This window comes from Paenibacillus alvei DSM 29, assembly GCF_000293805.1.
GTDB classification, from domain to species: domain Bacteria; phylum Bacillota; class Bacilli; order Paenibacillales; family Paenibacillaceae; genus Paenibacillus_B; species Paenibacillus_B alvei.
Genome location: NZ_AMBZ01000003.1, coordinates 110188 through 124124 on the forward strand (window position 1 = coordinate 110188; position 13937 = coordinate 124124).

A 13937-nucleotide genomic window follows, 5' to 3' on the forward strand; every position below is an offset into this window, starting at 1 on the left:
AAGAATATTTGCATTACGTTAGTGATTGACGAGTCCAACCTGCTCTTTGCGCTCGGTGGACGTAGCCACCTTCTCTTGACCTATTAACGCGTAACGAATACTGTCGATAAGTGCTTCCCAACTGGCCTCAATAACGTTGCTGGAGACTCCGACTGTACTCCACGTATTGTTGGAGTCTGTTGATTCGATCAGCACTCGTACCTTGGCTGCTGTCGTATTGTTCTCATCGAGTACACGAACTTTATAATCGGTGAGATGCATGTCTGCGATAGAAGGGTAATGGCGACTAAGTGCTTTGCGCAGCGCACTGTCTAATGCGTTCACAGGGCCGTTGCCCTCAGCGGCCATATAAATGGACTCGTCATCTACTTGCAGCTTGACGATTGCTTCAGATACAACGGATTGCTGTGATGATTTTTCTACCAGTATTTTAAACGACTCAAATGTGAAAGGATCCTCGGCTTGCCCTGTAGCCTGACGCAATAAGAGCTCCAGAGAAGCGTCCGCGCCTTCGAATTGATAGCCCTGATGCTCAAGCTCCTTGATTCGATCCATAATTGCTCTCGTTTCAGGCTTCGTAGCATCAAGTTCGTACCCTAATTGCTGTGCCTTTGAAAGAACGTTGCTCTGGCCTGCTAATTCAGATACAAGTATCCGTTGTTTGTTGCCAACCAATTCAGGGACGATATGCTCATAGGTACGAGAATCCTTCATGATCGCAGAGACATGGATGCCTCCCTTATGTGCAAAGGCTGCGTTGCCTACATAAGGCTGATTGACAGGCATAGCTACGTTGGCGATCTCGCTTATATATCGAGCAGCCGGTGTTAGCGCTTGGAGCTGGCTATCTTCAACACAGGAGTATCCCATCTTCAATTGAAGTGTCGGAATGATGGAGCATAGATTGGCGTTGCCGCATCTTTCACCATATCCGTTGATTGTGCCTTGTACTTGTGTGACGCCTGCTTCTACCGCTGCAAGTGTATTCGCAACAGCGAGCTCACAATCGTTGTGTGTATGAATGCCAAGCTTCACTTGCACATGGTTGCGAACATCTCGAATGATGGTGCCGATTTCGTTAGGCAGTGTGCCTCCATTGGTATCGCACATGACGACCCAGTCAGCGCCGGCTTCTTGCGCCTTGCGCAGTACTGCAATCGCATATTCCGTGTTGTTTTTGTAGCCGTCAAAGAAATGCTCTGCGTCGAGCATCACCTCAAGTCCTGCTTGCTTCAGATAGGCGATAGAATCATAGATCATGGCTAAATTTTCATCCAGCGTCGTTTGTAGGGCGGTATGGACGTGGAAGTCCCATGACTTTCCTACAAGCGTTGCGGTAGGAACGTTCGCTTCAATAATGCGATTTAGGTTGGCGTCCTGTTCGGCGAGTGAATCTTTGCGTCGGGTACTGCCGAATGCCGTTAGTTTCGCATTCCATGAATAAGCAGCTACTCTTTTGAAAAATTCAATATCCTTGCCGTTGCTTCCCGGAATGCCGCCTTCAATGTATGTGACGCCAATCGCATCAAGTTTGCGCGCGATTTTGATTTTATCGTCCGCGGACAAGCTAATTCCTTCGCCTTGGGTGCCATCGCGAAGTGTTGTGTCAAAGATAGAGATGAATTTTGACATTCTAGGAACCTCCTTAAGTTATGCAAGGATGAATATGGAAATAACTATTTCCCTATTATAGCACTGCTTTCTTGCTTGTATAGTCGAAAATCATAATCGTATACTTGATTTTTTAGCAAAGGAAGTTGGTATTCATGCTTGCAACGGATTGTAGTAATCAGTAAGCTTATAAGAGAATAGAACAATTGTTCGAGATAACTTGGTAATATATAGAAATAAAGGGATCGTTGTCTTGCGTAGTTAATTAGGCTGTATGAATACAATGAAGCTGTTAGGAAGGGGGCAGTATTATGAATGAGAACGAAACTTCGCGCAACTACATACAACAATATTATCCGACCAAGGGTCGAGTCATATTGCATCTCGACATGAATGCTTTTTATTGCTCTGTACATGCAGCAGAAGAACCTGAAAAATATCAAGGCCAGCCAACGGCGGTGGCTGGCAGCATGGAATTGCGCAAGGGTATCATTGTTACTTGTTCTTATGCTGCCCGCAAGCTTGGCATTCGCACAGGAATGCATGTGAAGGAGGCGATGCGGCTGTGTCCCCACTTGATTGTCATTCGGCCTGATTTTTATTTATATCGCAAATATTCAAGAGCCTTTATCGAAATCGCGCGCAGCTATACCCCGCTAGTAGAGGTCGTTTCGATTGATGAGTGTTATATGGATATTACAGGATCCAAAATATTTGGCACACCGCTCGACATTGCTAATGAACTGCAGACGAGGATTCGAGAGGAATTGAGCTTGCCTTGCTCAGTTGGCATAGCACCGAATAAGCTGCTTGCAAAAATGGCGTCTGATATGAAAAAGCCAAATGGGATTACCATCCTGCGAATTCGGGATATGTCGAAGCAATTGTGGCATAAACCGTGCGGCGAGTTGTTCGGGATTGGTCGCAAAACTGCTGATAAGCTGTCCCGCGCGGGAATACGCACTATTGGAGAACTGGCGCATACCGATGAAGGGCGGCTCGTGTCATTGTTCGGCATACAGGGGCATTGGATGAAGCAGGCAGCCAATGGCATCGACGATTCGCCAGTGAAAGCAGAGCGTGAACAGAACAAATCAATCGGCCATACGACGACCTTGCCGAAGGATGTGGAGTCGAAGGAAGAAGTAAGAAGAATTTTGTTGAACTTGGCAGATCAGGTGGCGCGCCGGATACGAAAGCAAAAACTGATGGCACAAACTGTACAGCTTACTATTCGTACTCCGGATATGAAGACGATAACGCGGTCAAGCACACTCCAGAGACCCACAGACGATGCTGGATGCTTGTTGGATGAGGCCTGGAAGCTTTATGAGAAGCACTGGACGTCAGGCAGGCCGATTCGGCTTCTAGGGATTACGGGCCAAAATCTAGTAGCAAAGCAAGAAGCGGCCGTACAGTTGGATTTGTTTGATTTCGAGCGTCAGCCGAAGCGAGAGCAATTGATAGAGACGATGGATCGGATACGAGATAAATATGGAGAAAATGCGATTGTTACGTTAGGAATGCTTGGAGATGATCCTTCTACATTGCTTCGCAATCACCGTGTTCGGGGTACTTCCCTTCAAACCGATACACTGCATGGATCAGACGAGTAATTAATAATTTTCAAATCATTTAAAAAAGTTGGAAATCGTTTGAATTCCAAGCTTGTTTGTATTATATTGATAACGGAGGAACCAAGAAGATCTGTACGATTACAGGAGGGAACTGACCAATGGCAAAATATACTTGGGTTGATAAAGACACATGCATCGCTTGTGGAGCATGTGGCGCTACTGCACCTGACATTTATGACTACGATGATGAGGGTATCGCAGAAGTTATTTTTGAAGGTGACAACAACCAAGGGGTAACCGCTATCCCAGACGATCTGTTTGACGATCTGCAAGATGCTGCAGACGGCTGCCCAACAGATTCTATTAAGATTGCGGACGCACCATTTAACTAATCTACTGGAAGCATACTACACACATAGAGAGAGAAATACCTACACGATCCCCGCGCCTCCCGCGGGGATTTTATTATATCTGCTCACCTCAACTAATTACTGCATCAAAGCAACAATTCGCAAAATTCGACAAAATTCAGCTTGAAATAACCAATATCATCGTATACGCTCATACAATATGATAGATTAAATATAGCAGAATATATCATTCTTGATTGTAGCAATAAACTGGTTCATGCTGCCAAGGTGAAGTAGGTGATTTCGAGATGAGAAAATTCGTTGTCCCGGCATTGATCGTATCGCTGCTGACCATGATTATGGTATATGTGTACACTCATGGAGCTGGTGGCGTGTTTCATATGGCGGAGCAGGCATTTCGTGATGCTTTGCGAACGAAGAGTATTGAACAGCGGCAGCCCGATGATCGAATCAAGATGATAGCGATTGACGAGCCTTCATTAGCACAACTCGGCTCTTTTCCATGGTCTCGCTCCTATTATGCCGAATTAAGTGCAAGGTTGATGCATGCCGGTGCCCGGGCGGTCGTCATCGATTTACTGATGCTTGATCCCTCTATGCATGAAGAGGAGGACGAACGCTTATCTGAACAATTGAGTACATACCCGTCAATATACTTGCCGGTGCAGGTTTCACTTCTTCCTTTACAAGAGAATGCCCATTCTCTCGAAGCGTCTGGTGTTGAGCGGCCTCCATCTTCCATTCGAGTTGCTGATAGTCAACTCGGACATGTGAATGTAATTCCAGACGGTGACGGCGTTATTCGAAAAATTAGTTTAGGCATTCCGGATGAACATGGAAAGATGATTCCTTCTATAGATGTTCTAGCCGCGAATCAGTTATTGCCAGAAGATAAGCAAATTCGGTGGGATGGGTTAAGCGGCCGTTGGTATCGGGGGGAGAAGGTGATTCCGACAGAGAATCGGGATCAAGTCGCATTCGATTATTTCTCTTCCATTTATGGCGATAGCACGGACAATCTGTACGGCTATGATCGTCAGTCGTTTGCAGATGTATGGAATGGTACTGTTGATCCTTCCTATTACAAGAACTCCGTCGTCTTAATAGGCCCCTATGCAGCCTCATTAAGCGACCGGCACATGACGCCGCTTAGTCGATCAATGACACTTTATGGCGTGGAGATTCACGCGAATATGGTTCAATCGCTAGTGGAAGGTCGCTTTTATAAGGAAGCTCCGTTTTTTTGGAATGTGATTGCATTACTTCTAGGAATTAGCATTGTAGGTTGGAGCGCATCGCGAATTCGAGGCGTTCAAGGTGTTGCTGCAGCAATAGGTATCGTCTTTGTATTTACAATCGTATGGATTGGTATTTACGAGAGTGGCTCTGTCTTCATTCCCTACTTTACTGAGCTTTGCGGAATGGGGGCTTCTTTTGTTCTCATCGTTGCCTATCGGGGCCGAGAAGAACGCAGAGCAAGACAGCATGTTGAAGATTTATTTGGCAGGTATGTATCACCTGCGGTTGTGATGAAGCTGCTGGAATCACAAGCACCTGTTAAGGCAGGAGGAGTACGTACTGACATTTCGGTTATGTTCATTGATGTAAGAGGATTTACTCCATTGTCTGAAAGGCTCGCTCCTGAAGTAACGATCCAACTTCTGAATCAATACTTGCATTTGTGTGCAAACACGATATTTAAGCATAATGGAACCTTGGATAAATTTATGGGCGATGGCGTTATGGCAATCTTTGGAGCGCCGCAGCATCTTGATAATCATGCTGAACACGCAGTACGAGCCGCATTAGAGCTTCAACGCTGTGCTGAGCAATTGCGTACTCAATTATTGCAGGAAATTGAGCTGAGTGACCGATTTGGAATCGGTATCGGTATTCAGAGTGGGGAAGCGATAGTTGGAAATGTCGGTTCTGAGCAACTGCGCTTGGACTATACGGCCATCGGAGATACCGTCAATGTAGCTTCGCGATTGGAATCACGAGCCTTGCCGGGGCAAATTGTTGTTGGAAAGGAAACCTATTTGAGAATTTGCAATCGTTTTGAAGTGACAAGTATTGGAGCACTTCAATTAAAAGGGAAATCGGAACAAGTATTAGCTTATGAAGTTCGTGCTGAGCGGGAAGGAAACTGAGTTGGATAGATTCGCCAACATGTTCATGATAGCGGTTCTAGAAATGAATCTTATGTCTGAGAAATGAGGAGAGCATGGAAGAATGCGAAAGAAACGCTTGTTGCAAAGCAGTCTCGCCTTTATGGTGGTGTTTTTTACACTGTTTGGAGCTGGATCATGGGGAACTGCATATGGTGCAGAGGGTGCAGCCAAAGCCGTACGAGTGGGTATTGTGAAGGAATGGAAAGGCAGTGTGTCGGTTACCAAGGCCGGAGGAGATAAGCCGATTCAAGTATTTAAAAAAATGAGTATTAATCAAGGAGATCGCCTTCGTACCGGAGATAAATCCCGAATTGTCATTCAATTGGTCGGGGGAGATAAAGAGGATGAACTGACGATTGGCGCAGATGCAGATGTTAGCTTTACCGAGTTAAAAAAGGACGGCGGTGTGAAGACTCGCATCGGTGTATGGGCAGGTTCCGTCTTTACCAAGGTAAAGTCTATTGCAGGAATCGATGATCGATTTGTGCTGGAGACGCCAACAACGGTTATGGCGGTTCGCGGCACGCAATTCGGGGTCAAGGTCTATCCCTTAAATGGACTGACACAGTTGTATGTTACAGCGGGGATTGTAAGAACGGAATTCCCAATCAAGGTCAGCAGCAGTTCTGATTTATCAGGCAGCCAGCCGCAAAAAAAGGATACATCATTCGGTAAAAGTAAGGTCGTGACAATCGGCCATCAAGATGTATTTCCTGCACAAACGGCTGCGTTTACTTTATCAGGGTTAGGAACTGACTATAAATATGGGTATGCGGATGCAGGGACACTGCTTACACAATGGGATATGGCAGTTGTGAAAGCGATGATTGCTGGTGCGGCAGATGCAGAAGAGGAGAATAAGACGACCATGAAACAGTGGTCAGAGGGAAAATGTGAAGGAGCCAGTCTACAGTTGCGTGCATGTGAGGTTCTTCAATCTTATGGGATGCTGCAGGGGAAATTTAGCGGGATACTGCGCGGAGGCTCTGATCAACTTATCGAGAATATTGCGAATAGCGGCAAGGCGGAACCACTTGAGAAACGGGTCGCTCATAATATGAGCAGCTTCATTGCTTATGTGGTTCGAACTGCTGTAGAGTATGGAAAGCTGACAGAGCAGGAAGCGAACCTGAGCGGGTTACCATGGAAAACAGCAACGCTATTATTGACAAAGGAAGAATCTCAGCAGCAGACCTTCATACATAAGCATGTAGAGGAACAGGCGGGGTTGGGAGAGCTAGAAGCAAATGATGGGCTGAAAAAGGAAGGAGCCCTTGAGCAGCAGCGAAAGGCTGCGGAGCTTCAAGAACAGGGACAAGTAGAGAAGAATTATGAGGCCTCACTGAGCTCGGAACTTATGAAGCAGCAATTTATAGAAAATTTAAAAAAAGCTCAACTGGAAGTATGTGAAAATGCATACGAAAATCGAGTATGTCAGGAATCTAACAAAGATAAGGATTTTCAAGGCGGAGCGGTCAATCCGAGTTCCCCTGATCCAAGTCGTCCGGATCCAGAGAAACCAGATCCAAAGCCAGATCCGAAACCGGATCCAAAGCCGGATCCAAAGCCACAAGAACACGTTCTTGAACTGGCCGCTGATAAGGATGAAGTCAAGTCAGGTGATCAATTCATTGTGACGGCGATACTGAAGCGCCTAACCGCCCCTGTAAACGCAGCTTCATTGCAGTTCACCATTGAGATAGAAAAGGGAGCTGAACTAGACACAGGGGAATTGCAAGCAAATAAAGAGAAATATCGAGATGGCGGTGGCAAATTTCAAATTGCACACCAACCTGGAGATTATGCAAAGAGCAATAGTGTCGATTCCGTGGTGACCGCAACCCAGTCATTAATCACATATCGCATTATGATGACTACATCTGGATATGTAGCACTCAACAGCGACGATACGCTCGTCAAGCTGCCGTTTAAAACAAATGGAAGCAATAATCCAGTGTCATTAAAATTGACGAATGTTCGTTTTTATGATGAAAAAGGTTTGCTGCTGCAAGTTAATACGATGGAGAAACCGCTCGAAATCAAGCTTATTCCGTAACGGTTGAAGGAGATATTGGAAATGAAAGTCGGACAAATCACGGGAAAAATGCATCTTGTCATCGTCTTCATATTAATAGCTGGTACTGCAGCGATGGCATCCTCTGTCGAGGTATATGCAGCAGCCCCATCGTTGAACAAGAAGTCTGAACAGGCTCAAGCCTTTGAACACTTTACTTCCCCTGCAATCGAGATGACTGCCTGGAAGGCCGCATCACATTGGTATGAAACGGTGCACCTATCTGGCAAAGCAATGGCCAATAAGCAAGTGGAGCGCCTGCAATTCCCCACAGGAATTGCAGCAGGGGAAAATCAATCGATTATTGTTACCGATACGCGTAATCATGTACTTCGTCGCTTGGATGCTGAGGGACGCATAACGGCAACTATAGGAATGATCAATAAGCAGGGCTGGGAGGATGGAGAGCAGGCTCAGGTACAATTCGATCAGCCGACAGGACTTGCAGCAGATAAAAAAGGAAATCTATACGTGGCGGATGCAGGAAACCATGTCATTCGTAAAATAGATGGGGCTGGAAAAGTGACCACAGTAGCCGGCGATGGTATTCCTGGCTGGAAGGATGGTGCAGCAGGGACAGCGCGCTTCCATACGCCGCGAGCCATAGCCGTAGCGGATGATGGAGCGATATATGTTACCGATTCATTGAATCACGTTATTCGACGAATTGATGCAATGGGGATGGTCACTACATTAACTGCCCGTTCTTCCCGTATCGTGGAATATTCACCGGGGTCAGTAACAGGAGCAGGTGATTTTAAAGACGGCAACCTGACAGAAGCGATGTTCAATGAACCGAGCGGGATTGCCTTGATGAATGATGGCAAACTAGCTGTTGCAGATACGGGCAACCAGCGTATTCGTCTCATTGATTTGAAACAGGGAAGTGTATCAACGATTGCAGGGAGCAGTTCTACTGCCGGGTATACCTTACCAGGTGTCCAGCGAGTACTGTATGCGCCAGGAGGATATCGCGATGGCGCTGCTTCGAATTCGATATTCAATAGCCCTACAGGAATTGCAATTACGAATGAAAATGGGATTGTAGTCGCAGACAGATGGAATCATGTTGTCCGATATATATATAAGGGAGAGGTTGTTACACTAAGCGGACAAGCTGGCAAAAGCGGTGATTTGGACGGAATTACTTCTTATGCTAAGCTGCATGAGCCGACAGCCGTTGCTGTGCTCGCGAATGGGTCAATAGCGGTGGCAGAAGGATTTAATAATGCAATCCGACTTATTCGCCGTTATGAGCTTCCTGAATGCGTTATGGGACCTTTGGATCAATCGCGCGCATCTCAGGTTCAGTTAGTATACAATCGTATGCCTTTGTATACGGATACGGCGCCGATTATTCAGGGCGACAGAACCTTTTTGCCATTAAGGGTTCTGGCAGAAACCTTGGGTTATAAGACGGAGTGGCGAGCAGGTAAGCGAGTGGTTCTTCAACTTGGGGAGAGCAGCATCGAACTGCGTCCAGGAAGCAACCAAGTGAATGTGGAAGATAACGGTACATCATCTGTATTGAAGCTTCCTACAGCTCCCTTCATACAGAACGGCAGAATATTAGTGCCTGTCCGCTTTGTGGCTGAACAATTCGGCTTCGATGTCCAGTGGGTTGCACAAGCAAGGGCAGTCGTAGTAAGAGACCGAATTTTCCTGCGCTATGCGGCAACGGGAACGTGCTTCCCGCCTCAGCGAATAACAGCTAAATAATGTGCCGGAGGGAGGAATGTAATTGACTTCTTCATCGGATGGAAAACATCCACTCGGATCGAAGAAAGACCAAGCATATATAAAGGAGTATATTGAGTCGCATCCGGATAATCGGATGGCCTGGTATCTGCTAGGCAAGCAATATGAGCGAAATGGTGAGCAAGGCAAGGCGAATTATTGCTTCAAGGAAGCAGGGGACATCTATCATGCCTTTGAGAATGTGCCTCGTCTATCTGAGGAGATTGAGGAATTGGCAGAGAACACCGAGCGGCAGCAAGCAGCATCACACATCTCCCGAAATGGGAAGAAGCGAATTGGCATTGCTATTCTGCTCTTTCTGCTGCTCGGCTCGATAGCTGGTGAAGTGAAAGCTCCTTCTCGAATGTATCCTGCTTCTGTTGAGAGTGAAGCTGGGGAAGCAAAAGACGATGCGATTTCTAAAAAAAAGGATGTGCATCTACCGAATGGTGCTTTATCGATTCCATCTCAAGCAGGCATACTCGTTCCGGAACAAGACGATGCTGCATTCGGCCATGCGTTGAAGGATGCCAAACACATTGCCTCCAAAGTGAATCATGTTCACTATCTGCTTCATATTCGCACTCATCAGCAATGGTGGATGTGGAAGGCTCCACTGCGTCCCGACTACCGGCTGTCTGCAGATTCAAACGGGCAAAACATCGTTGTGACTCCGCTGCAAGGCAAGCAGTGCAAGTGTGACGCTGACCGTGTACAGGCAAGTTCATTTGTACAGCAATGGATGCCAAGAAGTGTGGAGCGGCTGGTAGCCAAGTCTGCACTTACGGCTGTATTGCAAATGAATGATCAAGCGCCTAAGCAATGGTCGAAACTAGCAAGCAAATACCCGAACAATGTAGTGTCAGGCATTACTCCTCAAATCGCCCAAGCCTATGACGAGATAGCTGCATCGTATATGTCTCATATGAAAAAGGCGAAGCAGATAGCCCCTAAGAAGGCGAAGCAGCAGGCACTTCAAAATATATGGAGCGATGAATCAGATCCGTTCAGAGAGCCAATGCGTATTTTGGTCGATAGGAAGCATCATCGACTTGCGGTCGTAAGTGGTAAAATTATGCTGAGAAATTACAAAGTTGGTCTTGGTGGCAAACGAACTCCATTGGGCTCGTTTCGAATTACCGAAAAGGTAGTGGATCCGAACGGGTCGTCAATTGGCGACTTTGGCAGTCGGGGGATGACTTTGTCAGATACGTTGTATGCCATTCATGGCACGAATGAGCCGGATAGCATTGGATTGGATAAGTCGCTTGGCTGTGTGCGGATGTCGAAGGAAGATGTTGAGGAATTGTTCGATATGGTGCCGATCGGAACAGAAGTCGTGATAGGTTCTGATATATTGCCAGAGGAGCTGCTTGTGCCGGATAAGGACAGCCGCTATCGACTTAACTTGAGCCCGAAGCAGGACAATCCGAACAAGAGATATCGCTGGCTGTAAATATGATGCTCTTATCAAGAAGAAGAGCCGGAATTCTCAAGTGTGACTTGAGTTCTGGCTCTTCTTCGTAAATAATGGGAAATGCTATCCATTTACAATAAGCAGTGTAGATACGATTATGACAAATAGCAAGAGAACCCCTCCGACCCATAAGATCGCCTTTTTGTTCACTTCTTCTGCATGCTTAGCCGGTATTGTTGGGGATTTGCGTTTCACTGCCATAGGTCATCACCTTTCTTTATAAATCTTCTATAAAACCTCTATATGCCTATTGTAATCGTTTTCTAAATGTTTGACCAGTCAGGGTTGGATGACATATGTACTTTTCTTTTGTGCTAGAAACCTTTAAACTATGACATGGAGCCTTTTTTATGCCCGCCAAGGATGTTACATAGCATATTGTTAGGATTTAAGTATAAGTCTTGCGCGGTACGGTAACTATACGATGTTGTCAGTAATCATGGCTTACATGTATGGCACAATGAACGGAGTGGAACCTTTGTTATATCGCAACATAGCTAAACCGATATTTTTCAAATTAGATCCTGAAAAAGCGCATCACCTCGTTATAGGTGGCATGGCGCAAGCAGCGAAGGTGCCCGGTGCGCTTGCCATGATGCGTGGAATGTATGGAGTCAAGGCAGATCCCGCCATGACGACTTCACTGTTCGGTCTCACATTCCATAGTCCGATTGGACTTGCGGCAGGACTAGATAAAAATGCGGAGGCCGTCCGCGGATTCTCTTCCATTGGCTTCGGATTTATGGAAGTGGGTACTGTCACGCCCAAAGGACAGCCTGGCAATGATAAGCCGCGCATGTTCCGGCTTCCTCCAGACGAAGCGTTAATCAATCGAATGGGCTTCAATAATGAAGGAACGGAAGCTATGCACGAGCGATTGACAGCGATAAAGGAGCGACCAATTCCGGTATGGGTCAATATCGGTAAAAATAAAGCTACCCCGAATGATAAGGCGTATGAAGACTACTTGAAATGCATACAAACGATGTATGATGTGGCAGATCTGTTCGTAGTCAATATCAGTTCACCAAATACGCCCAATCTGCGGAATTTACAGCATGGTGACGAGTTGAGGGCACTATTGAACTTAGTCGTAGATGAAATGAATCGCCAAAATGCGGCTCATGGCCAAAATAAATCTATTCTCGTCAAAATCGCTCCGGATGTATCGGATAGCGAATTGGAAAGCATGACCGAGACGATTGTACAGAGTGGAGTATCGGGGATCATTGCTACAAATACTACGCTGTCTCGCATGGGAGCAACCCATGTCCATCGCTTGGAAAATGGGGGATTAAGTGGAAAGCCGCTGACAGAACGCTCGACTGAAGTTGTGTCGCAAGTATATCGTATGACCAAAGGGGCCATCCCAATTGTTGGGTCGGGTGGCATATTCACTGCAGAAGATGCGTATCAAAAAATTCGTGCCGGTGCGAGTCTGGTCGAAATATATACGGGTCTCATTTATAAGGGGCCTGGAATTAACCGTGAGCTGGCTTCAGGCTTGAAGCGACTAATGAAGCAGGATGGATTCAAGCATATTTCAGAAGCTATTGGGGCTGATCATCGATAAGAAATGGTCGTATCGTGATACACCACAGGTTCACTGAACGAATGGTTGGAATGGACAGGAGGCATACAAATGGACGGAAGAGATTGGGGAAATTTTTTGCTGCCTTATGCACAGGCCGTCGAAGAGCTGAAGGTCAAGTTCAAAACGTTGCGAACTGAATTGAAGAAGCGAGAAGAATATTCACCTATCGAGTTTGTAACGGGCCGGGTGAAGAGAATTTCCAGCATACTAGAAAAATCGAAGCGCCTTGAGGTGCCCCTTGATCAACTGGAGCGGGGAATTGAGGATATCGCAGGCATTCGGATTATGTGCCAGTTCGTCGATGATATTCATCGAGTGGCAGACTTAATTCGCAATCGCCAGGACATGAAGGTCGTATATGAGAAGGACTACATTACCAATTATAAGGAAAGCGGTTATCGCAGTTTCCATATGATTATCGAATATCCGGTTCAAACGGCGCTTGGCCAGAAAATGATTTTGGGAGAAATCCAAATTCGTACCCTGGCGATGAATTTTTGGGCGACGATTGAACATTCATTGAATTATAAATACAAGGACAGCCTTCCTGAGGAAGTTCGCCAGCGGCTGAAGACGGCAGCGGAAGCGGCATTTGTATTGGATAACGAAATGTCCAGCATCCGTCAGGAAATTCTCGTCGCACAACAGAGCTTCGAAGATAAGTCGAAGATTGTGCAGAAATGCCTGTCCTTTATTCAAGAACTGTATTATTATCACCGTATTTCTGAAGCCATTCAATTCCAGAATCGCTTCAATGAAGTATGGGAGAAGGATGATATTACAGAACTGAAAAATTTAGAGGAAGAGATCACGAGGGAGCTGGAGAGTGCGAAGAAGAACGGGGACATTCAGCTATGAATGCCGAACAGGCTCTCCCTTATGATAGGCTGTATGTTCAGTTCATCAAGCTGTTCAATGAGGAGCGGGACTACTATCAATGTCATGATGTCATGGAAGAGTTATGGCTTGAGGAGGGGCGGAAGCCTCTTCTCCAAGGCCTGCTGCAAGTAGCGGTTGGACTGCATCATTTTCAGAACGGCAACCGTTCCGGAGCGGTCAAGCTTCTTGTGGCCGCGCTTCAAAAGCTGCACGCCTATCCTAATCTTGTGCTGGGGATTGACTTACATCAACTGCGCACCGATGCAGAAGAAGTGTTGGACGCCTTGCAGCAGCATGAGGATAATTTGCCGCCATTTCAAGACATTACGATTCGGATTGTCGATCAAGAACTTCATTTCCTTATTTCGAGCTGTGAGTTGCCATCCTTGCATGACTAAACATGTCATATTCGAATAAACGGAGATACAGAACACCATTTCATGACG

Annotated in this window: 11 protein-coding genes; 9 read left to right on the forward strand and 2 right to left on the reverse strand. The window is 46.2% G+C overall.

Annotation, left to right across the window (positions count from 1 at the left end; genetic code table 11):
• Nucleotides 1–18: 18 nt before the first annotated feature.
• Nucleotides 19–1632, reverse strand: coding sequence for a citramalate synthase (gene cimA / locus PAV_RS11065; protein ID WP_005546099.1), 1614 nt, complete (start codon nucleotides 1630–1632; stop codon nucleotides 19–21).
• 290 nt (nucleotides 1633–1922) lie between these two features.
• On the opposite strand from cimA, the gene PAV_RS11070 reads away from it, so the two are divergent.
• From PAV_RS11070 to PAV_RS11095, 6 genes are all read left to right on the forward strand, one after another.
• Nucleotides 1923–3227 (forward strand): DNA polymerase IV, encoded by a 1305-nt coding sequence (locus PAV_RS11070; protein ID WP_005546101.1) that lies wholly within the window; start codon nucleotides 1923–1925, stop codon nucleotides 3225–3227.
• A gap of 119 nt (nucleotides 3228–3346) precedes the next feature.
• Nucleotides 3347–3580, forward strand: a complete 234-nt coding sequence (locus PAV_RS11075; protein ID WP_005546103.1) for a ferredoxin — start codon at nucleotides 3347–3349, stop codon at nucleotides 3578–3580.
• A 266-nt stretch (nucleotides 3581–3846) separates the two neighbouring features.
• Complete coding sequence (locus PAV_RS11080) at nucleotides 3847–5709, forward strand: CHASE2 domain-containing protein (protein WP_005546105.1); 1863 nt, start codon at nucleotides 3847–3849, stop codon at nucleotides 5707–5709.
• Between the two features lie 82 nt (nucleotides 5710–5791).
• Complete coding sequence (locus tag PAV_RS11085; RefSeq protein WP_005546107.1) at nucleotides 5792–7786, forward strand: FecR family protein; 1995 nt, start codon at nucleotides 5792–5794, stop codon at nucleotides 7784–7786.
• Between the two features lie 21 nt (nucleotides 7787–7807).
• The gene (locus tag PAV_RS11090; protein ID WP_005546108.1) at nucleotides 7808–9523 is read left to right on the forward strand and encodes a stalk domain-containing protein; all 1716 of its coding nucleotides are present in this window, start codon (nucleotides 7808–7810) and stop codon (nucleotides 9521–9523) included.
• A gap of 22 nt (nucleotides 9524–9545) precedes the next feature.
• Nucleotides 9546–10997 (forward strand): L,D-transpeptidase, encoded by a 1452-nt coding sequence (locus tag PAV_RS11095; RefSeq protein WP_005546111.1) that lies wholly within the window; start codon nucleotides 9546–9548, stop codon nucleotides 10995–10997.
• Between the two features lie 84 nt (nucleotides 10998–11081).
• Here the strand turns inward: PAV_RS11095 and PAV_RS35265 are convergent, their stop codons facing one another.
• A complete protein-coding gene (locus tag PAV_RS35265) occupies nucleotides 11082–11219 on the reverse strand; it encodes a hypothetical protein (RefSeq protein ID WP_005546113.1) in 138 nt (45 codons plus the stop codon).
• A 277-nt stretch (nucleotides 11220–11496) separates the two neighbouring features.
• Between PAV_RS35265 and PAV_RS11100 the strand changes: the two genes are divergently transcribed.
• From PAV_RS11100 to PAV_RS11110, 3 genes are all read left to right on the forward strand, one after another.
• The gene (locus PAV_RS11100) at nucleotides 11497–12591 is read left to right on the forward strand and encodes a quinone-dependent dihydroorotate dehydrogenase (RefSeq protein WP_005546114.1); all 1095 of its coding nucleotides are present in this window, start codon (nucleotides 11497–11499) and stop codon (nucleotides 12589–12591) included.
• A gap of 69 nt (nucleotides 12592–12660) precedes the next feature.
• Nucleotides 12661–13470, forward strand: a complete 810-nt coding sequence (gene yjbM / locus PAV_RS11105; protein WP_005546116.1) for a GTP diphosphokinase — start codon at nucleotides 12661–12663, stop codon at nucleotides 13468–13470.
• The gene (locus PAV_RS11110; protein ID WP_005546118.1) at nucleotides 13467–13889 is read left to right on the forward strand and encodes a DUF309 domain-containing protein; all 423 of its coding nucleotides are present in this window, start codon (nucleotides 13467–13469) and stop codon (nucleotides 13887–13889) included. Before yjbM ends, PAV_RS11110 begins: the two co-directional genes overlap by 4 nt.
• Nucleotides 13890–13937 lie beyond the last annotated feature (48 nt).

What these genes read in the sequence shown, in the direction of transcription:
- yjbM (WP_005546116.1), top strand. Translation starts at nt 12,661, where the DNA reads ATGGACGGAAGAGATTGGGGAAATTTTTTGCTGCCTTATGCACAGGCC.
- PAV_RS11070 (WP_005546101.1), top strand. Translation starts at nt 1,923, where the DNA reads ATGAATGAGAACGAAACTTCGCGCAACTACATACAACAATATTATCCG.
- PAV_RS11110 (WP_005546118.1), top strand. Translation starts at nt 13,467, where the DNA reads ATGAATGCCGAACAGGCTCTCCCTTATGATAGGCTGTATGTTCAGTTC.
- PAV_RS11085 (WP_005546107.1), top strand. Translation starts at nt 5,792, where the DNA reads ATGCGAAAGAAACGCTTGTTGCAAAGCAGTCTCGCCTTTATGGTGGTG.
- cimA (WP_005546099.1), bottom strand. Translation starts at nt 1,632, where the DNA reads ATGTCAAAATTCATCTCTATCTTTGACACAACACTTCGCGATGGCACC.
- PAV_RS11090 (WP_005546108.1), top strand. Translation starts at nt 7,808, where the DNA reads ATGAAAGTCGGACAAATCACGGGAAAAATGCATCTTGTCATCGTCTTC.
- PAV_RS11075 (WP_005546103.1), top strand. Translation starts at nt 3,347, where the DNA reads ATGGCAAAATATACTTGGGTTGATAAAGACACATGCATCGCTTGTGGA.
- PAV_RS35265 (WP_005546113.1), bottom strand. Translation starts at nt 11,219, where the DNA reads ATGGCAGTGAAACGCAAATCCCCAACAATACCGGCTAAGCATGCAGAA.
- PAV_RS11080 (WP_005546105.1), top strand. Translation starts at nt 3,847, where the DNA reads ATGAGAAAATTCGTTGTCCCGGCATTGATCGTATCGCTGCTGACCATG.